Source organism: Polynucleobacter wuianus (genome assembly GCF_001659725.1).
Lineage (GTDB): Bacteria > Pseudomonadota > Gammaproteobacteria > Burkholderiales > Burkholderiaceae > Polynucleobacter > Polynucleobacter wuianus.
On record NZ_CP015922.1, the window covers coordinates 1565029 to 1584664 of the forward strand.

Annotated in this window: 21 protein-coding genes; 5 read left to right on the forward strand and 16 right to left on the reverse strand. The window is 45.6% G+C overall.

Features of this window, described 5'->3' with window-relative positions:
• Positions 1-7: 7 nt before the first annotated feature.
• Positions 8-1141, reverse strand: coding sequence for a mandelate racemase/muconate lactonizing enzyme family protein (locus tag A8O14_RS08060; protein WP_068949039.1), 1134 nt, complete (start codon positions 1139-1141; stop codon positions 8-10).
• A 172-nt stretch (positions 1142-1313) separates the two neighbouring features.
• Here A8O14_RS08060 and A8O14_RS08065 point away from each other — a divergent pair, with 172 nt between their 5' ends.
• Complete coding sequence (locus tag A8O14_RS08065; RefSeq protein WP_228385057.1) at positions 1314-2711, forward strand: M23 family metallopeptidase; 1398 nt, start codon at positions 1314-1316, stop codon at positions 2709-2711.
• A gap of 68 nt (positions 2712-2779) precedes the next feature.
• On the opposite strand, the gene A8O14_RS08070 is transcribed toward A8O14_RS08065, so the two are convergent.
• Positions 2780-3220 carry a universal stress protein gene (locus A8O14_RS08070; RefSeq protein ID WP_068949041.1) on the reverse strand — a complete coding sequence of 147 codons (441 nt, stop codon included), beginning with the start codon at positions 3218-3220 and terminating at the stop codon, positions 2780-2782.
• An 87-nt stretch (positions 3221-3307) separates the two neighbouring features.
• Between A8O14_RS08070 and A8O14_RS08075 the strand changes: the two genes are divergently transcribed.
• Together A8O14_RS08075 and A8O14_RS08080 are read left to right on the forward strand one after the other, a co-directional pair.
• Complete coding sequence (locus tag A8O14_RS08075) at positions 3308-3709, forward strand: DUF2177 family protein (RefSeq protein WP_068949042.1); 402 nt, start codon at positions 3308-3310, stop codon at positions 3707-3709.
• Positions 3710-3716: 7 nt separating this feature from the next.
• Entirely contained in the window at positions 3717-5345 is a 1629-nt protein-coding gene (locus A8O14_RS08080; protein WP_191904658.1) for a SulP family inorganic anion transporter, read from the forward strand.
• Here the strand turns inward: A8O14_RS08080 and A8O14_RS08085 are convergent.
• Positions 5342-6061: a sulfite exporter TauE/SafE family protein gene (locus A8O14_RS08085; RefSeq protein ID WP_082913143.1), complete on the reverse strand. Its 720-nt coding sequence runs from the start codon at positions 6059-6061 to the stop codon at positions 5342-5344. The genes A8O14_RS08080 and A8O14_RS08085 overlap by 4 nt on opposite strands.
• Before the next feature lie 72 nt (positions 6062-6133).
• Between A8O14_RS08085 and A8O14_RS08090 the strand changes: the two genes are divergently transcribed.
• Positions 6134-6904 (forward strand): helix-turn-helix domain-containing protein, encoded by a 771-nt coding sequence (locus tag A8O14_RS08090; protein ID WP_068949044.1) that lies wholly within the window; start codon positions 6134-6136, stop codon positions 6902-6904.
• Between the two features lie 2 nt (positions 6905-6906).
• Here the strand turns inward: A8O14_RS08090 and A8O14_RS08095 are convergent, their stop codons facing one another.
• The 10 genes from A8O14_RS08095 to A8O14_RS08140 form a co-directional block, all read right to left on the reverse strand.
• A complete protein-coding gene (locus A8O14_RS08095) occupies positions 6907-7167 on the reverse strand; it encodes a hypothetical protein (protein ID WP_068949045.1) in 261 nt (86 codons plus the stop codon).
• Positions 7164-7367 (reverse strand): hypothetical protein, encoded by a 204-nt coding sequence (locus A8O14_RS08100; RefSeq protein ID WP_068949046.1) that lies wholly within the window; start codon positions 7365-7367, stop codon positions 7164-7166. The genes A8O14_RS08095 and A8O14_RS08100 overlap by 4 nt, the downstream gene beginning before the upstream one ends.
• A 30-nt stretch (positions 7368-7397) precedes the next feature.
• The gene (gene ccoG, locus A8O14_RS08105) at positions 7398-8855 is read right to left on the reverse strand and encodes a cytochrome c oxidase accessory protein CcoG (RefSeq protein ID WP_068949047.1); all 1458 of its coding nucleotides are present in this window, start codon (positions 8853-8855) and stop codon (positions 7398-7400) included.
• Between the two features lie 3 nt (positions 8856-8858).
• Positions 8859-9785 carry a cytochrome-c oxidase, cbb3-type subunit III gene (gene ccoP, locus A8O14_RS08110; protein ID WP_068949048.1) on the reverse strand — a complete coding sequence of 309 codons (927 nt, stop codon included), beginning with the start codon at positions 9783-9785 and terminating at the stop codon, positions 8859-8861.
• Complete coding sequence (locus tag A8O14_RS08115) at positions 9782-9949, reverse strand: cbb3-type cytochrome oxidase subunit 3 (RefSeq protein ID WP_068949049.1); 168 nt, start codon at positions 9947-9949, stop codon at positions 9782-9784. The genes ccoP and A8O14_RS08115 overlap by 4 nt, the downstream gene beginning before the upstream one ends.
• 19 nt (positions 9950-9968) lie before the next feature.
• Positions 9969-10619 carry a cytochrome-c oxidase, cbb3-type subunit II gene (gene ccoO / locus A8O14_RS08120; protein ID WP_068949050.1) on the reverse strand — a complete coding sequence of 217 codons (651 nt, stop codon included), beginning with the start codon at positions 10617-10619 and terminating at the stop codon, positions 9969-9971.
• A 10-nt stretch (positions 10620-10629) separates the two neighbouring features.
• Positions 10630-12072: a cytochrome-c oxidase, cbb3-type subunit I gene (gene ccoN, locus A8O14_RS08125; protein ID WP_068949051.1), complete on the reverse strand. Its 1443-nt coding sequence runs from the start codon at positions 12070-12072 to the stop codon at positions 10630-10632.
• Positions 12073-12239: 167 nt separating this feature from the next.
• On the reverse strand, positions 12240-12419 hold the full coding sequence (gene ccoS, locus A8O14_RS08130; RefSeq protein WP_068949052.1) for a cbb3-type cytochrome oxidase assembly protein CcoS: 180 nt from the start codon (positions 12417-12419) through the stop codon (positions 12240-12242).
• A 9-nt stretch (positions 12420-12428) separates the two neighbouring features.
• Positions 12429-14861, reverse strand: a complete 2433-nt coding sequence (locus A8O14_RS08135; RefSeq protein ID WP_068949053.1) for a heavy metal translocating P-type ATPase — start codon at positions 14859-14861, stop codon at positions 12429-12431.
• A gap of 3 nt (positions 14862-14864) precedes the next feature.
• Positions 14865-16100, reverse strand: a complete 1236-nt coding sequence (locus tag A8O14_RS08140) for an MFS transporter (protein WP_068949054.1) — start codon at positions 16098-16100, stop codon at positions 14865-14867.
• Between the two features lie 84 nt (positions 16101-16184).
• Here A8O14_RS08140 and A8O14_RS08145 point away from each other — a divergent pair, with 84 nt between their 5' ends.
• Positions 16185-17156 (forward strand): Bug family tripartite tricarboxylate transporter substrate binding protein, encoded by a 972-nt coding sequence (locus tag A8O14_RS08145; RefSeq protein WP_068949055.1) that lies wholly within the window; start codon positions 16185-16187, stop codon positions 17154-17156.
• A gap of 5 nt (positions 17157-17161) precedes the next feature.
• On the opposite strand, the gene A8O14_RS08150 is transcribed toward A8O14_RS08145, so the two are convergent.
• The 3 genes from A8O14_RS08150 to A8O14_RS08160 are packed head-to-tail and all read right to left on the reverse strand — an operon-like array spanning position 17162 to position 19626.
• A complete protein-coding gene (locus A8O14_RS08150) occupies positions 17162-17485 on the reverse strand; it encodes an AtuA-related protein (protein ID WP_068949056.1) in 324 nt (107 codons plus the stop codon).
• Complete coding sequence (locus tag A8O14_RS08155) at positions 17482-18855, reverse strand: acyclic terpene utilization AtuA family protein (RefSeq protein WP_068949057.1); 1374 nt, start codon at positions 18853-18855, stop codon at positions 17482-17484. The genes A8O14_RS08150 and A8O14_RS08155 overlap by 4 nt, the downstream gene beginning before the upstream one ends.
• Positions 18856-18870: 15 nt before the next feature.
• The gene (locus A8O14_RS08160) at positions 18871-19626 is read right to left on the reverse strand and encodes a 2OG-Fe dioxygenase family protein (RefSeq protein WP_068949058.1); all 756 of its coding nucleotides are present in this window, start codon (positions 19624-19626) and stop codon (positions 18871-18873) included.
• Positions 19627-19636 lie beyond the last annotated feature (10 nt).

The window sequence follows — 19636 nt, forward strand, 5'->3', positions numbered from 1 at the left end:
AGAAGATTTAAGCAATCTTGGTCCAAGCAGCTTTACCAGCATATTTCTTGATGGCATTTTCATCAAATTCAAAGCCCAGACCCGGAGTTTGATGCAAGATCAAGTCACCATTCTTAAATGTAAGTTGCTTATTAATCAATCTGCGAAAGTTGAAGACTTGATCGTCCAAGAAGAATTCTACAAAACGTGCATTTGGTGTTGAAGCCACTAATGGTGCGTGCAAGTCATGCATCCAGTGCGGGCAAACCGTAATGCCTTTCGCGTCGGCATAAGCAGAGATACGGCGCCATTCAGTGATTCCGCCACAAACAGCAGCATCCGATTGCAAAATCGCAGCGCCACCTGCGTCAATTAATTCTCTAAAACGCCAACGACCAGCCTCCATCTCGCCAGTAGCAACACTGATCTTGGTTTGACGAGCTAAGGCAGCATGCAAATCAATTGCATCCGGTGAAAAAGGCTCTTCAATCCAATAAGGGTTGTAAGCCTCAAAACGTCTCACATACTCCAAGGCAGTCGGTAAATCACGCCAAGCGTTATTTGCATCTAGGGTTAACAGAATATCGTCACCAATCGCCTCACGAGCTGCCTTTACACGCGCCTCCTCTTCGGCTGGGGATAGGCGCCCTACTTTCATTTTGACGGCTTTAAAGCCCTGCCTTACATAAGACTCCATTTCCTTGCCAAGTTTGGCTGGTGTCTTGCCTTCTAGGTAATAACCTCCGCTGGCATAAGCAGGCACTCGATCATCCACTACAGAACCAAGATAGTGATGCAAAGGTAAACCAGCAGCTCGCGCATTCAGATCCCAAAGTGCTGTATCCAAAATTGAAATGCCACGCATTACAGCGCCGGCACGGCCTTGCAAGATGGACTCGTTGTACATATCCATCCATAGGCCTTCGCTCCGATGGCTATTCTGTCGAATCAGTTTGGGGGCTAATAATTGCTCGACAGCAATTTTGGCAATATCACCACCAGCACTTCCGACATAGCAAAAGCCAATACCCTCATTTCCATCCTTGCCGCGAACTTTAACTAGGCAGTAGTGGCGCTCTGATACGGTACGGGTTGAAAATGAGGTGACCTTATCTAGAGGCACGGCTACTGATGCAACTTGCACAGATTCGATGATCGGCATCTGAACTCCTTGATGAAAAAAATATTGTAGCCAGTATTGAAATACTCGGTTTGAGCTTGGTCTAGGGTTAATTTATTGCGCCACAACAAAATTATCTAGCCTGTGTTCCGCATTATTAGATAATTACGAAGTGAATAGAAAAGTAACCACTAATTACCGCCTCGCAAAAGGGTTGTCGCTCCTTCTAGCGAGTGGCTTACTCAGCCTAAGCCTAGGATTAGGTTCAGCGCAGGCCCAAACAAGCCAAGCCAAAAAGCCCACTCAGAACCGAGCCAAGGTCTATGTACAAAACTCCAAGCAGGTTGGGTTTAAAGATAAATCTGCAGGAATTGGCTCAAAGATCAATAGCATGAGCTTAAATCCATCACTCTTTCAGAAAAAAGATCCGAGTGAGCTCATGCTTGATAGCGATGCCAACCTAGACTATCGAGTGATGCAGGGTTGCCTTCGACGCAGCTTTAATGAAGACAATTTGCCATCCAGTATTGGCATTGATAACCGCCAATTTTCTGAATTCTTCAAAAGCCAAACTAAAGGATTTTTTGACAAGATGCGTGGCGATTGCATTCCATACGCAGTTGCATTTACTACCCGTAATCGTTTTGATTCTTTAAGCATTATGAATGGTCCGATTCAGGATAGTAAAACTGAAGTTTGGACATTTACTCCATCTGCTTTTGGTGGCTTCTTAGTACAGCAAGATCTATTAAGAAATGAATCCAAAAATCTTACAGAGATTCGTGTACCTTTGAAAGAAGTTTTATATGACCCACGCAAGTTGGGCGATAAATTACCAGTCGAGTTGGTGTGGGAGCTGAACTCCATCATCAAACAAATTTATCCCGAGGAAAATAACTCCCTAGAAAACACCAATAGCGTTGTCCGCCTGATTGTGGATTTTGGTGATCGAGATCGATGGGCTCAGATCTGGGCAGCCGAGATTATTGATCCAGCCAATAAGGAGGTCTTTGCTGGTGCTTTCTGGGTAGATCGCAATGACATACCTGGCGCCTTCTTTACAGCCAGTGGTGAATCCCTAGAGAGATCTTTCTGGACTAATCCATTGAGCTATCGACGGATCTCACGTGGTGTGGGAATGGTGCGTGCTAGCGCGCCTAAGCGATCTAAAAATAATGTTGCTGTCACTCAACCCGCGCCTACCAAGCAGCGCTACCGCGCTCATATGGGAATTGACTACGCAGCGCCCATCGGCACACCCATATTTAGCGTGGCCAATGGGAAGGTAGTTCATCTTGGCTTTAGTGGTGCGTTTGGCAATCTCATTGTTTTAGAACACCCAGGGGGCTATCATACTTACTACGCACATCTGAGTAGCTACAACTCTGAACTTGAAGTCGGTAATGAGGTGCGCCGTGGTCTGGAAATTGGCTATGTCGGATCTACTGGTCGATCTACTGGACCCCATCTTCATTTTGAACTCAGAAAAGATGGGATCTACGTTGATCCTTACGGTTCAAGAACACAACTTGATCTCTGGTCAATGCGCAATAACGAAAGTGGGCAGCTTACAAGAGAGATTTTGTTGCTAGGCAGCCCTCTCAATCGTTAAATTATATTTTCTACAGATAAAAGAATGGGGCCTCTAGGACCCCATTCTTTTTTACAAACTCGAGAATATTAACCAAGCACTAACACTGGTAATTTTGAATGCACAATCACTTCATGTGTTTCGCTACCCAATAATATACCCTTGATACCGGTACGTTTGTGTGAAGCCATGACGATGACATCTGCTTTTGCTTTTTTAGCGCCATCCAAAATACCCTCTGAGAGATTTGTATTGGAGATATGCAAAGTCTTCGCTTTAATAGTAGCACCGAGTGCTGTAGCCGCTTTTTTGAACACATCTTTTGCGTAGGCATCACAAGCGCTTTTATGTTCTTTTGCGGAAACTCCATAACCCATTGTGCTATCGGAATACACCAAAGGAGGCAATGGGTCGGATACATATACCAAGGTCACAGCTGCGCCATCCGCTTTCGCAAGCTCAGCAACCTTTTTTAAAGACTTTTTGCTGACATCTGAACCGTCAACTGGCACCAATAAATGCTTAAACATATTTACCCCCTTTAAATTAAACTACTAATCTACTCTTTGCATCATAATGCTTATTATTGACCTATAAAAGCACAAAGGGTAACTTAATTGCTCAAGTATTTAGGGATCTACTTCTCCTTTTTAATCACCCTCATTGCCGTGGATTTAATCTGGCTCCTGGGAATAGCAAAGAATCTCTATCGCGAGGATATGGGCGATTTAATGGCGAGCGAACCCAAACTTATAGCAGGCTTAGCGTTTTATATTCTGTATGCCCTAGGGGTTTGTATTTTTGTCATTGCGCCCGCACTATCAAAACAATCTCTCATTTATGCACTGCAATATGGGGCGCTATTTGGTTTCTTTTGTTATATGACTTACGACCTCACCAATCTCGCAGTCATACGAGACTTCCCCACTCGCTTGGCATTCGTTGATATTGCCTGGGGATCCCTTGTGACAGCATGCTCTGCCGGATTTACCTACTGGGTAGGAAATCGACTCCCCTAAGAGGATTATGTTTTTTCATCCAAAAATCCTCGATTCTTTTCAGGGCTACAACCGCACCCTATTTACCAAAGATGTTTTAGCGGGACTTACTGTTGGTGTCGTAGCGCTCCCATTGGCTATGGCTTTTGCAATTGCCAGCGGTCTAAAACCTGAAGCTGGAATCTTCACCGCCATTATTGCTGGTGGATTAATTTCTTTGCTAGGCGGTAGTCGCGTTCAAATCGGGGGTCCGGCTGGTGCCTTCATTGTGATCGTTTACGGTATTGTTGATCGCTATGGAGTACCCAACCTATTACTAGCAACCGTAATGTCTGGCGTTTTTCTCCTGATCATGGGCTCGTTTCGACTTGGGACACTAGTACGATTCATTCCTATTGCAGTAATCATTGGCTTTACCAACGGTATTGCTTGTTTGATTGCGCTATCGCAAGTTAAGGAATTCTTTGGTTTGACGATTGAAAAAATGCCAGCGCAATTTTTTCAATCGATACATGCTCTTTATAGCGCAGCAGATACCATCAACCCTGCTGCATTCAGCTTAGCCTGCGGCAGCCTAGCCATCATTATTGGCTGGAGAATGATGCGCAAGAATTTAGGTTGGCTGAGCCATCTTCCAGGCACTGTTATAGCCATGGTAATGGCAACCGTCATTACTGCCTTGCTGGACTTACCAGTAGATACGATTGGCAGCCGTTTTGGTGGGATTCCCTCAAGCCTCCCACAGTTTGAATGGATCCCCATCAGTTGGGATACCGCCCAATTTATGGTGGTGCCAGCCCTCACTTTGGCCCTCCTAGGCGCAATTGAATCATTACTTTGCGCCCGTATCGCCGATGGCTTGATCCATGATCGCCATGACTCTAACCAAGAACTGATGGCACAAGGTATTGCCAACTTAGTGACGCCATTTTTTGGCGGTATGCCAGCAACCGGGACGATTGCACGCACTGTTACTAATATCGAAAGTGGTGGTAGATCACCAATCGCTGGGATTGTGCATGCTCTCACTCTATTGATTGTGGTTTTATTTGCAGCCCCACTAGCAAAAGATATTCCCTTGGCGAGTCTAGCTGCTATCTTGATGTATGTCGCTTGGAATATGGGTGAGTGGAAAAAGTTTATTGACTTGAAGCAGTTTCGCCTGCCCTATCAACTCACTATCATTAGCGTGTTTTTGCTCACTGTTATTTTGGATCTCACGGTTGCAGTGCAAGTAGGTCTGCTACTTGCTTTCATCACTTTCATTTATCGCATCTCCAGCTTATCCCGTTGTGAGCTGGCAGATACCGAGCACTTCCCGCAGTTAAAAAACCAACAAGGTCGGATTGATGCCTACCGAATTTATGGCGCCATCTTTTTTGGTGCCGTAAAGCTTCTTGAAAAGATTGAAGAGAAGTTACCTTCTCAGGTTTTATTAATTGATCTCAAGAACGTGATTTACGTAGATACCTCAGGAATGGAAACCATTATCGAGTTGGCTCATCTATGCAAAATCCGCAACATCAAGCTCTGTATTTGCGGTCTAGATCATCAACCTTATGAGATGGCGCAGCGCAGTGGCTTTTTACAAACCTTGCCACAAGACTGCCTCTACCCCGACCTACTTTCTGGAATTGCTGCAGCAACTGGGCACTAAGCAATACAGAATCCGCCTTTGAGTAAAGCTTCTGGCAGAACCCAAGCGCGATACAAACCAAAACTGCCAGCAACAAAGAGTAGCAAGACGGCAAAGTAGCGAACCCACACATACTGAGCGAATTGAGTGAGTGCCGCCGAAAATTTAGAAATCAGTAATAAGTTAGGCAAAGTGCCTAAGCCGAATGCCAGCATCAAGGCTGCGCCTGTCACCACATCTCCGGATAAAAAAGCCAAAGGTAAAACGCTATAGACCAAACCGCAAGGCACCAAACCCCAAAGCATTCCACTAAACCAACGAGATGGACCGCTAGCAAAGCGCCCCAAATATTTTGCCCAGTAACTTGCAATCTGAGTGCTGAGCCACCGCCCACCAGTTCGACCCTTTGATTTACCAAGACCCAGCAAGCGAAGACCCATGTATATCAACAATAAGGATGTCAGAACAAACAAGGATCTCTGAATCGGGAGAAAACTTTGCTGCCAAACAACCACCCCTATCCAAGCAGCTAAGGCACCCAATAAAACATAGCTTGTGACCCGACCCAAATGCATGATTAGCTGTAGATAAAAAATCTCAGATTTGGCTCGTAAAGGGGTCTCCAAGGCCGCTGGACGCTCTATGGCAGCGGCTATGCCACCACACATCAAAGCGCAATGCCAACCGCTCACTAACGCGCCCAAGAAAACAGCTAAAAGAAGGCTAGTAGTCAACATTTTGATAGCGGAATAAAAGGCAAAATTGGGTATTCACCCTAGTAGAATAAACTGTCTGCATAATTAACCCATATGAATTACAAGCCCACCGACAGCCCAACCAGCAAATGCTCAGTCTGCGTTTTGGGGCAGTTCTGCCTTCCAGTTGGCCTCACCCCTACCGACGTATCCAAAATTGATACTCTGGTTAAAGAACGGGTTCATTTACAAAAAGGTGAAAGCCTGTATCGCCATGGCGATCCTCTGAGCTCTGTTTACAGTGTTCGCTTTGGCACCCTCAAAACAGAATACTGCCTTCAAGATGGTCGTCAGCAGGTCATCGGCTTTCATCTCCCCGGTGAAATCTTAGGTCTAGATGGTATTGGCGAAGGCCACTATCAGTCTGATGCAATCGCTCTTGAAGAAAGCGAAGTCTGCATTATTCGCTACGATGCCTTTGAAGATCTTGCCCGTCAGATTCCAGTACTTCAAAATCAGTTTCATAAGATCATGAGCCGCGAACTTACTCAAGATCAACGCCACCTTCTATCTTTAGGCACGATGCGTGCCGAAGAAAGATTGGCTGCATTTTTATTAAGTCTTTCACAACGCTTAGCGGCTCGTGGATATCTCAATAATGAATTCGATCTACGGATGAGTCGCGTAGAAATTGGCAGCTATCTTGGTATTCAAATTGAGACTGTTAGTCGCATGCTTTCTCGCTTTGCTGAATCTGGCCTCATTCAAATCAAGCAACGTCACATCAAATTGATAGACATGAATGGCTTATATGAACTAGCAGGCATCCCCAACCCAGATAGAACTGCCTGCGTCAGCAGCGAGATCCCTGTAAAGCACACGTAGTTTTACAGCAGGCCCCGGTCAATTCCTTTGCCGTCTGGAGATTCAATGCCTGGCAATATATAGGCAGTCAATGCACTTGAGACAGCACAAAAAGTCCAGATAGCAAAAAATCCAATGGAGTAAATGCCTTCATCCGAAATATCTGGGTGATGACCAAAAAACAAGAGGTCTTGTGGATGAATCACGGTAAATAGCAAACCTTCTGCCATGCCAGCCACCAAGAAGGAAGGCCACAAAATCCAAATGAGTAGTCGGTATTTCATTTGCCGGCCTGCGTATCTTTGCTTTGCTCAACTTTTAAACCTTGCTTTACAACGCCATCACGCAAGGGCTTATCCGCATAAAGATTAACAGCTAGCCAAATTGTAATTGCGCAACCAATCATGGCAACTGCTGGACCACTAATGAGTAGCCATGGCCACATCTGCTTCCACCAGGGTTTGATCATGTGCTGTTCGGTCATAAGCATCCTCTCCATCTTTTGCTCGCCAGCTTAGCGGGGAATAATAAAAGTAGATTTCTCATCACGCTTTCTGGCAACCATCTCATTTCCAGAATGCTCTTGAGCAACTACATCAAAATAAATAGGGTAATTTCCTGGCTCATTTACGCCAAGCGCAGCACTCACCTTGATTGGCATTAATAGATTGCTAGCAGGGCCCACTTCAATTTCAGAGACGATTTGGCCTTGAGAATTCAAAATACTCAGGCCTTCCAAGCCCGTAGCCCTCAGCTGCACACTCATCTTATTTTCTGATGCATTCATAATCTGAATGCGATAAATATTTTCAATTCGCACGCCCTCAACCTCACGAGCTAAGGCGCCACGATCCCGCATCACATCCACTCGTAATGGATTACGGGTTGCCAAAGACACCAAGAAAGCAGAGGCAAGAACGGTAATGAAGGCCGTATAAATCAACACACGTGGGCGCAAAATATGACGAATGGCGCTTTGATTCGATTCTCGATCCTCGACCGCGCGTTCGGTGGTGTAGCGAATCAGCCCTTTTGGATAATCGACTTTCTCCATCACTTGATCACAAGCATCAATACAAGCACCGCAACCAATACACATGTATTGCATGCCATCACGAATATCAATACCGGTTGGACAGACCTGAACACAAATGCTGCAATCTACGCAATCGCCCAAACCCAATGAGGCATGATCTGCTGACTTGCTGCGACTACCTCTGGGTTCGCCACGAACTTTGTCATAGGTCACTAAGAAGGTATCTTTATCTACCATCACACTTTGGAAGCGCGCATAAGGACACATGTATTTACATACCTGCTCGCGCATAAAGCCCGCATTACCCCAAGTTGCAAAACTATAAAAACATAACCAAAATGTCTGCCATGGTCCAAGAGATAAATGAATTAATGCTGAACCTAGGGTTGTAATTGGGGTGAAGTAACCAATGAATGTAAAGCCTGTCCAGAAGGCGATTAAGAGCCAAAGGAAATGCTTAGTAAGCTTGAGTCGCCACTTCCGAATACCCCATGGCCATTCTTCACCGTCCAAGCGTATACGCGCAAAGCGATCGCCTTCAACTTTGCGCTCGATCCACATAAAGATCTCGGTATACACCGTTTGTGGACAGGCGTAACCGCAAAAGAGACGTCCCGCTACAGCAGTAAAGAGAAATAAAGCTAAAGCAGAAAGAATCAGTAAGAGCGTGAGATAGATCACGTCTTGTGGCCATAACACTAGACCAAAGATATAAAACTTACGTTGAATTAAATCAAAAAGAACAGCTTGGCGGCCATTCCAACTTACCCATGGCAAACCATAGAACAAGAGTTGGGTAGCAAAAACAAGAATGAAACGCCAACGAGCAAAGAGGCCCGAGACTGAGCGCGGGTAAATCTTTCGCCGAACCTCGTAAAGAGACTCCTCAATAACTTCTATCGGAATAGGTTTCCCACCCGGCGAATGACTTGGCACTGCTTACTTTGTAGCTGCTGGTTGCTTATTGTTAGACAGGCCCCAAACATAGGCAGTTAACAATTGAATCTTTTCAGGACTTAGCACTTTGTCTTGAGCGGGCATCATTGCCATACGACCTTTAGTTACCGTCTCAACAATAGTTGCTTCGGAGCCGCCATACAACCAAGTTTTATCAGTAAGGTTTGGTGCGCCAAGTGCGATATTACCTTTACCATCAGCACCGTGGCATGCTGCACAGTTCGATTTGAAAACTTCTGCACCACGAGCCGCCTTCAGATCATCAGCTGGCAAGCCAGACAAACTACGCACATAGTTCGCAACATCCACAATTTGTTTGCTATCTAACTGTGGGAATGGAGGCATGACACCACCACGACCATTGGTAATAGTCGTTTTGATGTTCTCGGGTGAACCACCGTATAACCAATCACCATCAGTCAAATTCGGGAAGCCTTTAGAACCACCAGCATCTGAACCATGGCATTGTGCGCAAGAGTTCAAGAATAAACGTTGGCCCATTTCACGCGCTTTTGGATCAGCAGCGACTTGTTCAATATCCATCTTCACATACTGCGCATAGACCGGCTTGAGTTCATCATTAGCTGTAGTCATTGATTTCATCAGTGCGCCATCAGTGCTATAGCCCAAGAGACCAGGATATGAGCCCAGTCCTGGATAGAGAACTAAATAGACTAATGCAAAGATACAAGAGAGTAAGAACATCCACATCCACCAACGCGGTAATGGATTATTTAACTCACGTAGATCATCATCCCAGACGTGGCCAGTATCAGCAACTGCACCATCAGGCGTATGAATTACCTTAGCCTTACGTTGAGAAAATAATAACCAGATGCACCAAACAATACCGACTAATGTTACTAAGGCGATATAGGCACTCCAACCGGCACCAAGAAAGTCACTCATGATTTATCCTTACTGAATTCATCGGGTAGATCGAACGGAAGTTCGGCGGATTCTTCATTAGCAGGCTGTCTTTTTGCAGACCAAGCCCACCAAACGATTCCTAAAAAAACTACCAAGCCAAGCACGGTAGAAATTGCTGAGAGGTAGGGAGCGATATTTTGCATATGTCTCAGTCGCTAAGCATTACTTAGCAACCACCTCATCAACAATGATGTATCTACGGTTAATACCAAGACCTTGAAGATAGGCAACCAAGGCATCTAACTCAGTCTTACCCTCTAGCTCTTTAGGCGCATTCGCAATCTCTTCGTCGGTATAAGGAACACCTAAACGACGCATTGCTACCATATGGGATTGAATCGAGCTCGCATCAGCAGCATTCTTAGCAAGATAGGGGTATGCGGGCATATTTGATTCAGGCACTACATCACGTGGATTATTTAAGTGAATTTGATGCCATGCATCTGAGTAGCGACCGCCTACGCGCGCTAAATCTGGACCGGTACGTTTACTACCCCATAGGAATGGATGGTCATATACAGATTCACCAGCCAAGGAGTAAGGGCCATAACGCTCTACTTCTGAGCGTAGCGTACGAATCTGTTGTGAATGACAACCTAAGCAACCTTCACGCTGGTAGATATCGCGACCAGCCAAACGTAGTGCTGAATAAGGTACTACGCCTGGGCTAGGCTCAGTTGTGGAATGCTGGAAAAACAATGGCACGATCTGCACTAAACCTGCAATCGATATTGCAGCAATAGTAGCGATGATCAACCAACCGGCATTACGCTCGAGTGTTTCGTGGGAGAAAAAGCGACGTTGTTCTGACATGTTCTTATCCTTAATGAGCGGCGATGGACGCTTGTGGAATGGGAGCGTCTATAAATTTTTTGTTAATCACAGTTTTGTAGACGTTGTAAGCCATCAACAACATACCGCCCAAGTAGCACAGGCCGCCTAGCAAACGAATGACATAGAAAGGATAGGTAGCTTTTACTGACTCCACAAAGCTGTAAGTCAAAGTACCATCTGGCTCAAATGCTCTCCACATCAAACCTTGCATCACACCCGCAATCCACATTGCAGCGATATAAATGACTACGCCAATGGTTGCAATCCAGAAGTGCAATTCAATTAATTTGGTGCTGTACATATCTTTTTGACCAACCAAACGTGGGATCAAGTAGTACAAAGAACCAATCGTGATCATGGCAACCCAGCCTAGAGCACCTGAGTGAACGTGACCAATAGTCCAGTCTGTGTAATGCGACAGGCTATTTACTGTCTTGATTGACATCATCGAGCCTTCGAAAGTCGACATACCGTAGAAAGACAAGGCCACTACCAAGAACTTCAAGATTGGGTCGCGACGCAACTTGTGCCATGCGCCAGATAAAGTCATGATGCCGTTAATCATGCCGCCCCATGATGGCGCCAACAAGATTAGTGAGAAAACCATCCCTAAAGACTGAGTCCAGTCAGGCAATGATGTGTGTTGTAAATGGTGAGGACCTGCCCACATGTATGTGAAGTTCAAAGCCCAGAAGTGAACAATCGATAAGCGATAGGAGTAGATCGGACGCTCAGCTTGTTTTGGAATGAAGTAATACATCATGCCCAAGAAGCTAGTGGTCAAGAAGAAGCCCACTGCATTATGTCCATACCACCACTGAATCATCGCATCTTGTGCGCCAGAGTAAGCCGAATAAGACTTAAAGAGACTTGCAGGCATTTCAATATTGTTTACGATATGCAAAACTGCAATCGTCAAAATATAGGCACCGAAGAACCAATTTGATACATAAATATGTTTAGTCTTACGTTTGATCACGGTACCAAAGAAAACGACTGCATAAGCGACCCAAACAACAGTAATCAATAAATCGATTGGCCACTCAAGCTCAGCGTACTCTTTAGAAGTTGTAATACCTAATGGCAAAGTGATTGCAGCAGAAACAATGACCGCCTGCCAGCCCCAGAAAGTAAATGCTGCCAACTTGTCACAGAAGAGGCGTACCTGGCAGGTTCTTTGCACAATGTAGTAGGAGGTAGCAAATAATGCTGAACCACCAAAGGCAAAAATGACTGCATTGGTGTGCAATGGACGTAAACGACCATAGCTAAGCCAAGGAATATTGAAAGTGATTTCAGGCCAAATTAACTGCGCCGCGAGAATAACCCCCACGAGCATGCCAACGATTCCCCAAAGCACGGTAACGATGGCAAATTGGCTGACAACCTTGTAATTGAAGGTATCTTGATTACCCCCCACGGTAAGTCCCATGGTTTCTCCTTTTTTGTGACCAAACAGCGACATAATCCAAATAGACTGGATTGATTATCAAATCAAGGCTTTAAGGGGGTTTTGATCTATATCAAAAAGGGAGGGTCAAAATCGTGGTTCACCCAGAAAATTAAGCCGTAGACCATCAATAGTCTTTATAAATATGGCTATTTTTGAGAGTCTTCACTAACTTTGCGCGGCGATGGAAGGTCGTCATCCATCAAAATAGACTCGCCAGGACCATTAAGATCATCAAACTGTCCGCTTTTCACTGACCAATGCAAAATCCATGCCAAGAGCCCTACCAAGAGCAAGGACAGTGGAATCAGAATAAAGAGGCTTTCCATTGCTGTAGTCTAAGCTTTTCGTAATCGCCAAGCATTCAAAGTCACGGCCAGCGAGGAAAGTGACATGCCAATACCAGCAACCCAAGGGTTGACCAAACCCATCATTGCCGCAGGTATCGCTATCAAGTTATAAACCAGCGCCCACAATAAATTTTCTTTAATGATGGCTTGGGTCTTGTCTGCTAGCGCTAATGTTTTTGCCAAAGGCTCAAGTGAGATTGCGGTCAAAATTGCATCAGCGCCGGCTGTGGCGAGTGGCGCCCCCGCCCCTACCGCAATTGAGATATCAGCACGCGCAAGCAAGGGCGCATCATTCACACCATCGCCAATTGCCCAAACAAAGCGTTTCTCACTTTGTAAACGCTCAATGTATTCATATTTTTCCTCTGGAGTGCATGCACCTTTATAGCTTTCAATACCAACATGATGAGCCCACCAAGAAACTGTCGCCGGATCATCGCCCGACACCAAATGCACAGCAACGTTTCTCAACTTTGCAGTTTGTAATAAATTCTGCAAACCTGGTCTTGGCGTATCCAGGAACACAAAACTTGCAATGAGTCCTTGCGCATCTGCGAGATGAACTTGCCCATATTGACCCTCTCGAGCATTCTGCTGTATACCAAGCCAAACAGCACTACCAAGGCGATAAGGTCCTGAACGCAAACCTTTACCTTGTTGATTGACTACTGGATCAATCAATGTAGCAGGAGAGATTTTCTCCAGTTCTGCTGCTCGCAACAGCGATAGTGCCAAGGGATGTCTTTGACCAGACTCCAATGCAAGTGCAAGCGCCAAAGCATCTTCACGACGAAAGTCTGCGCGCAAATTAATAATTTCTTTTAGCTCTGGCTGACCCATTGTGAGCGTGCCAGTTTTATCGAGCACAAGATCCGTTGCTTTAGACAAGCCCTCTAATACATGACCACGTACAATCAGTAAACCTAGTTTGGTAACAGCGCCTTGAGCAGCAGCCATTGCGGTAGGTACGGCGAGGGATAAAGCACAAGGGCAACTGGCAACCAATACCGATACCAATACTGTCCATGCTTGGCTAGGATCAAAGTACAACCAAATTGCTGAAGAAACAAAGGCACTCAGTAACAAAAAAGCGACAAAGTACGCAGCCCATTTTTCAGCCAGACTGACCATGACAGGCTTTGCAAGCAATGCTTGATCTAATAAAGATGCAATGCCAGTAATGCGTGTAGATTGACCTACGGCATCGATTCTCATCATCAGTGGATTGAGAATGTTATGAGTACCTGCATATAAGCGATCTCCAATTTTTTTCTCAACCGGCTTAGATTCACCAGTTAGCAAAGATTCATCGAGCGCACTAGCGTTCTCAATCAAAATACCATCTGCTGGCACCACCTCACCTGGTGATACTCGCAATACCTCTCCAGGATTGCAATTGACTACTGGCACTACCTGCACATCTTGAGAGTCTGGGTAATTCAAAATGCGTTCGCAAGTCGCTGGTAACTGTTTTGCTAAAGCTTCTGCTCCACCCTGAGCATCCTGTCTTGCTAATAATTCAACATATCTTGCGGCCAAGATAAATGCCACAAACATCGTAATTGAATCAAAGTAACTTTGGCCCGATCCTGTAATGAGATTAATCGTTCCAGCCGTAAATGCTAAAGCCAAGGCCAAAGCAATCGGCACATCCATACCCAACATATGCGTTTGTTTAAAGGATTGAACGCTACGCCATGCAGCCTGGAAGATAGGCCCTGCCGAATAGAGCATCACCGGGACTGTAAGTGCCCAACTCGTCCAGCCTAATAGAACTTCAAACTCAGGTGTAATGTCTGCACCCACATAAGTAGGCCACGCGTACATCATCACTTGCATCATGCCCAGCATTGCCACGCCTAGGCGCGTTAACAGCTGACGTTTTTCTTTCTTCGCCCTATCTAAAGAAAGTGAAGGCTCAAATGGCCATGCTTCATAGCCAATACGCTCTATCTCAAAAAGTAGTCTCGCTAGACTTGTTTTACTTGGATTAAAGCGCACCATTACCTTTTGTGTCACGTAATGAATTTGCACATCAATGACACCCACTTGACGACGTAAGTGCTGTTCACATAACCAAACGCAAGCTGCACAACGAATTTTTTCAAGGCGCAATGTCGTTTCTAAATCGCCTTCAGTCCCATGCGCCCTTGTAAAACGGCCAAGCAAGGATGGATCATCGTAAGGCTTGAGTTTTTCAGGAATGTCTTTGCCAGCTAAGTAAGCTGCAGGCTTCTCGCCCGTCTGAGCACGACGTGCATAAAAAACTTCTAGGCCTTCACCATGAATAGTTTGGGCAATTGCCATACATCCTGGACAGCAGAATTGGTGCTGCACTCCCCCAAGCTCGGTCTCAATGAGATCGCCAGGCAAAATTCTGCTTGAGCAGTGATAACAAGTGGCTTTAATACTGTTTGTCATTGCTCATGAATTGGTTTTATCTACCCAGCCATTACGACGTTCGTAAATCACAAAGAGAACGCCCCATATCACAACAGCAACATAAGCCCATACCCAAGCAATTTGGGAAGAACGCGAACCAGCAATATCCAATACAAATCCAAAAATAGCGGGGCCCATCAATCCACCGCCAAATCCCATAAGCGAATGTAATCCCATGGCAGCGCCCTTGATATTTTCTTGAGCATTGATAACTAAACCCGCCGTGAGGGTTGCAGAGTCAGCCATAATAAAGATAGCGTGACCAATAGCCAAGGCCACAATTAACCACCAAGAGTGTCCTGTTGAACTGGCTAGGGCAATCCCCATCACTGCACTGGTGAGCATCACAATACAAACCCACTTTTGGCGACCCACTCTTAAAGCAATTTCGTTACCCAAAATAGAAGAAGGCACCCCAAAGAAATTGATCACCCCAGCCAAAGTGGTAGCGGCTAGAAAAAAAGATTCACCAGAAGCTGCCGCACAGAAGGCAAAGAAGGCCACGATCCAGCTACGAGAAGCGAATAATTCTAGAGAGTGAGCGGTGTAGCCAAAGATAAATCCAGAAGCTTTTTTGTTTTGAAGTACCAGCCTCCACTTATCTACCGGAAATATATCCTGCAGACGAATTTTGATAGGCCCCTTCCACTTATCTTGATCCAAGGGTGGAATCAACAAGAACACAATCAAAAATGCAGTGAATGGTCCCAAAGCAATCATGCCAAATACATAGTGCCATCCGAGTGCACTCAATATCCATCCAGAACACAAATAAGAAAAGCCTGTACCAATTCCAAAGAAGGCAGTATAGAAAGCAATGTGACGAGTCAACTCGCCTGACTGAATGCGGTCAGATAGAATTTTGAGTCCAGGCATATAAGTGCCGGCGAGACCTGCGCCATTGATCGCCATAAAGAACAGTGCTGTCCAAAAATTATTAGCAAATAGACTCATCCCCAAAAGACCTGAGGTTGCAGATAAACCGCCAACGAGATAGACCTTACGAGCATCAACACGATCTGTTAATGCAGTGGCCAAGGGAACAGCTAGCATGTAGCCAAAAAAGAATGCGCTCGCTATCAAACCAGATTGGAGATTACTTAAATGCCACTCTTCCTGTAATGGAGTCAGCACAACCGCATAACAGGCGAAACCCAATAAAGCGCAGGTCTGCGCTATAAGCATAAGAGGGGTATAACCGGTTGATCGAAAGCGCATAAAGTATCAGTAAAAACGTGAACCTATTCTACTCGCCCAAGTTCACCAAGACCCGCTACACTAACCATAAATCATGGAGACAATATGAAAAAAATATGCTTTCTGGGTCGCTGCATTGCCCTGACTCTTTGCTTTGCTAGCACCCTAGCATTGGCAGACAACTACCCCTCAAAACCAATCAAGGCAATTGTTCCGTTCGCTCCCGGTAGTGCCACCGATCAAATTGGACGCGCGTTCGCTGCCAAAATGGCTGATGCCCTCGGTCAACCTGTCGTGATTGAAAATCGCCCGGGGGCCAATGGCATGATTGGAGCAGACGTAGTAGCCAAATCAGCAGCTGATGGATACACCCTTTTATTTGGTACGAACAGCACAAATGCGGCCCTCAAAAGCTTAGTTAAAAATTTACCGTATAACCAAGACACCGCATTTACCCCAATTGGTTACTTTGGATCAGTTCCATTGATCGTAGCAGTGAACAATGATCTGCCTGTGAAATCTCTCAACGGTTTTGTTTCCCTTGCAAAAGCCGATCCTGGAAAAATCACATTTGCATATGCAAGTACATCACAACGGGTCTCATCAGAAATGTTGGCGAATGCAGCGGGCATCAAAATGACAGGTGTTTCTTATAAGAGTGGACCTAATGCAATGACGGATTTAATCGGCGGTCAAGTCAATATGTTTACTGCGGACTTTGCAGTGACATTGCCACAAGTTCAAGCAGGGAAAATTCGAGGTTTAGCGGTGACCTCGCTCAAACGCTCACCAGCCATTCCTGAGTTGCCCACTGTCAATGAAGCATTGGGCATCAAGAACTATGAATTGATTGCCTTCTTTGCCGCCTTTGGTCCCGCAGGGATGCCTAAGGACGCTGTCATTAAACTCAATAAAGCAATTAATGATGCAGCCAAGTCTAAAGATCTCACCGAACGATTTGCCTCAATGGGCTTTGAGACGCAACCTGGAACACCAGAAGCGCTTGGGCAAAAAATTAAATTAGAAACTACTAAGTGGGCTCAAGCCATCAAAGCAGCCGGCATGGAAGCCGAGTAATCGAATTATTCAACCTCAATCTCAATAGACAAGAGCCAATAAGACAGGCTCTTGCCATGAGAATCTAAGTTTAAAGATAGATTAACGCCCCCATCTAGCAAGTCATCAATCACGAAGTTAAGCGCCATCAATTTTGGTAGATCATAGCGCTTTACCGACGTCGGATTACGAAACCCAAAGTGCGCTTTCACTTTGTCTTCGGTTAACTGCTTTTGCAACAAAGCAAAATCTTTTTGCTGATAGGCAAGCACACTAATATTGGAGCGCGATCCTTTGTCTCCAGTGCGCGCATGGGCTATCTCATAAAGAGGCACGGAAGACTTCTTCATTGGTCACCCCTCCCCTCGTAGAATTGATACGATGCCATGATTTCATCTCTAGGAATAAAACCTACTAAGGTATTGAGTCGTGGCTTTAAGCTAGTTCGAACACCGCCTCCTCCAGCAGGACCACAGGTATATAGAGCATTCACCTCTCTACAGACTTGCATTGCTAATGTGCGATCTTGATGAGCGGCAGCAATACGCAAGCGGATATCTTCAAAGTGATTTTCAGCATTTTGTGCTGGGCCGTGTCCAGAGTCACTCGCAAAGATGCTAGATGAGCCAATAAAGTCGACTCTTAAATGCAATTGCTTACCAAGACGTTCGCGAACAATTTGCGCTGCAAGCTCTGCTCGTTGATACGCCTGATGACCCGCGTAGGAAATCTCTCCTTCAGCCAACCATCCACCATCAATACAGATATTGGCTTTTAAGGTGCTAGGTTTGGGGTGGCCCTTGACTCCAGTAACCTGCACCCGATTGTCGCCCTGATCAATTACGGTGACTTCAGTGATATCAGCCACGACATCTGGCGTTAAATACTGCGCGGGATCATGTAGCTCGTAGAGCAACTGCTCTGTCACGGTCATCTGATTCACTACACCACCAGTATTCATCGGCTTTGTTACACAAATATTTCCTGATGGATCAATTTCAATAATTGGAAATCCAACATTACTAAGCTCAGGAACATCTTTGTATCCAGGATCGGCAAAATAACCGCCAGTTACCTGCGCCCCACACTCGAGCAGATGACCTGCCATCGTAGCAGCACCTAAAAAATTCCAATCACTCCAACTTTTCTTGAAATACGCCATCAAAGGACCAACGGTTAGCGCGGGATCGGCAACGCGGCCAGTCACCACAACTTGTGCGCCCGCAGTTAAAGCCTCGGCAATTTCTTTTGCCCCCAAGTACACATTGGCACTAACCAGCTGACTATATGCCAAGATTTTTTGATCTTGCGCAGAAAGTGAGTCCTCTAATTTTTTTCTCAACGAAGGTGCAGAAATATCATCCCCGTAAACAATCGCGATCTTTAAATCGGGAATACCTTTGTCATTTGCGATGTGAGCAATGAGTTCCGCCGCTGCCAGAGGGTTGGCTGCACCAAAATTACCCACAATCGGAATGCCTGCGCGCACGCAATCTAACAAGATAGGCTCTACCATTTCTGCCAATAAGGGTTCGTATCCTAATTGGTCATTCTGGCGACGCTCCAACTGAGCCAGCGCTAGAGTCCTCTCGGCCAGACTTTCAAATATCAGACAACTTGGTCCGCCCAGTCTAATGAGCTCATCTACCAAAGGCTTTGCAACCCCTATCCGATCACCTGAGAACCCTGCGGCGCAGGCTACGCGATATATATCAGGCACAGTTGATGGCCAAGCTTATTGTTGACTACGGTTTGGTGAATCTTGAAAACCGTTAGCCCTAAAGGTCAATACCAAGGTATCGCGATAACCATAGCTTGCTAATGGCTGGATTGGCGTAGATTCATGAATCATGCGTTCATCATTCATGAGCAATAAAGACCAAGGTTGGGTCAAAGTAAATCGTAGACCAGCAGATCCTTTAGCGTCAAAGATTCGGGTCTCACCACCTTTGATGCCCACTCGTTCTAATAAAAATACGGCAACAAAATCAACACCGTCTCGATGCGCGCCCTCTGGTGTTGGCCGACCAATACCATCGGTAGTATCAATTCGAAATTGATGTGCCTCAATAAACCAGGTTGTTACTGGCTTAAGACCACTTAATACATTTGCCAACCCAAGTAATACCGCTTGCCATGCGGGGTCATTGATGACATTGGCTTGTATTGGCTCAAACCATCGCTCAATCCCACCATGTAAGGCGTTATAGTCCACTGACTGCCAATGCGCACGATGTGGCACCAAAGTCAGCACATTGTTTTTCACCTCGTAACTTGCATGACGACGAAAACGATAACGACCACCGTCCTTAAGATAGGGGTCACGCGGCAAACCTTCCCAGAATTGGGTAAGACGCTCTAAATTCGCTAAAGGAATCTTGCTAATCTCCGCCACTGTTTCAGCGGATACAACTGCGAAGCCATCTGCTCGCAAAGCCTCGGGAATATCTTTGGCTGGAGTAAGCGCCGGAGAAAGATTGGCTGAGGTCATATCTTTATTT

Coding starts and splice junctions, on each gene's coding strand:
- ccoS (WP_068949052.1), bottom strand. CDS start 12,419: ATGGAAAGCCTCTTTATTCTGATTCCACTGTCCTTGCTCTTGGTAGGG.
- ccoN (WP_068949051.1), bottom strand. CDS start 12,072: ATGGGACTTACCGTGGGGGGTAATCAAGATACCTTCAATTACAAGGTT.
- A8O14_RS08100 (WP_068949046.1), bottom strand. CDS start 7,367: ATGACCGAACAGCACATGATCAAACCCTGGTGGAAGCAGATGTGGCCA.
- A8O14_RS08095 (WP_068949045.1), bottom strand. CDS start 7,167: ATGAAATACCGACTACTCATTTGGATTTTGTGGCCTTCCTTCTTGGTG.
- A8O14_RS08135 (WP_068949053.1), bottom strand. CDS start 14,861: ATGACAAACAGTATTAAAGCCACTTGTTATCACTGCTCAAGCAGAATT.
- A8O14_RS08060 (WP_068949039.1), bottom strand. CDS start 1,141: ATGCCGATCATCGAATCTGTGCAAGTTGCATCAGTAGCCGTGCCTCTA.
- A8O14_RS08115 (WP_068949049.1), bottom strand. CDS start 9,949: ATGCAAAATATCGCTCCCTACCTCTCAGCAATTTCTACCGTGCTTGGC.
- A8O14_RS08070 (WP_068949041.1), bottom strand. CDS start 3,220: ATGTTTAAGCATTTATTGGTGCCAGTTGACGGTTCAGATGTCAGCAAA.
- A8O14_RS08150 (WP_068949056.1), bottom strand. CDS start 17,485: ATGAAGAAGTCTTCCGTGCCTCTTTATGAGATAGCCCATGCGCGCACT.
- A8O14_RS08140 (WP_068949054.1), bottom strand. CDS start 16,100: ATGCGCTTTCGATCAACCGGTTATACCCCTCTTATGCTTATAGCGCAG.
- A8O14_RS08160 (WP_068949058.1), bottom strand. CDS start 19,626: ATGACCTCAGCCAATCTTTCTCCGGCGCTTACTCCAGCCAAAGATATT.
- ccoO (WP_068949050.1), bottom strand. CDS start 10,619: ATGTCAGAACAACGTCGCTTTTTCTCCCACGAAACACTCGAGCGTAAT.
- A8O14_RS08145 (WP_068949055.1), top strand. CDS start 16,185: ATGAAAAAAATATGCTTTCTGGGTCGCTGCATTGCCCTGACTCTTTGC.
- A8O14_RS08085 (WP_082913143.1), bottom strand. CDS start 6,061: ATGTTGACTACTAGCCTTCTTTTAGCTGTTTTCTTGGGCGCGTTAGTG.
- A8O14_RS08090 (WP_068949044.1), top strand. CDS start 6,134: ATGAATTACAAGCCCACCGACAGCCCAACCAGCAAATGCTCAGTCTGC.
- ccoP (WP_068949048.1), bottom strand. CDS start 9,785: ATGAGTGACTTTCTTGGTGCCGGTTGGAGTGCCTATATCGCCTTAGTA.
- A8O14_RS08080 (WP_191904658.1), top strand. CDS start 3,717: ATGTTTTTTCATCCAAAAATCCTCGATTCTTTTCAGGGCTACAACCGC.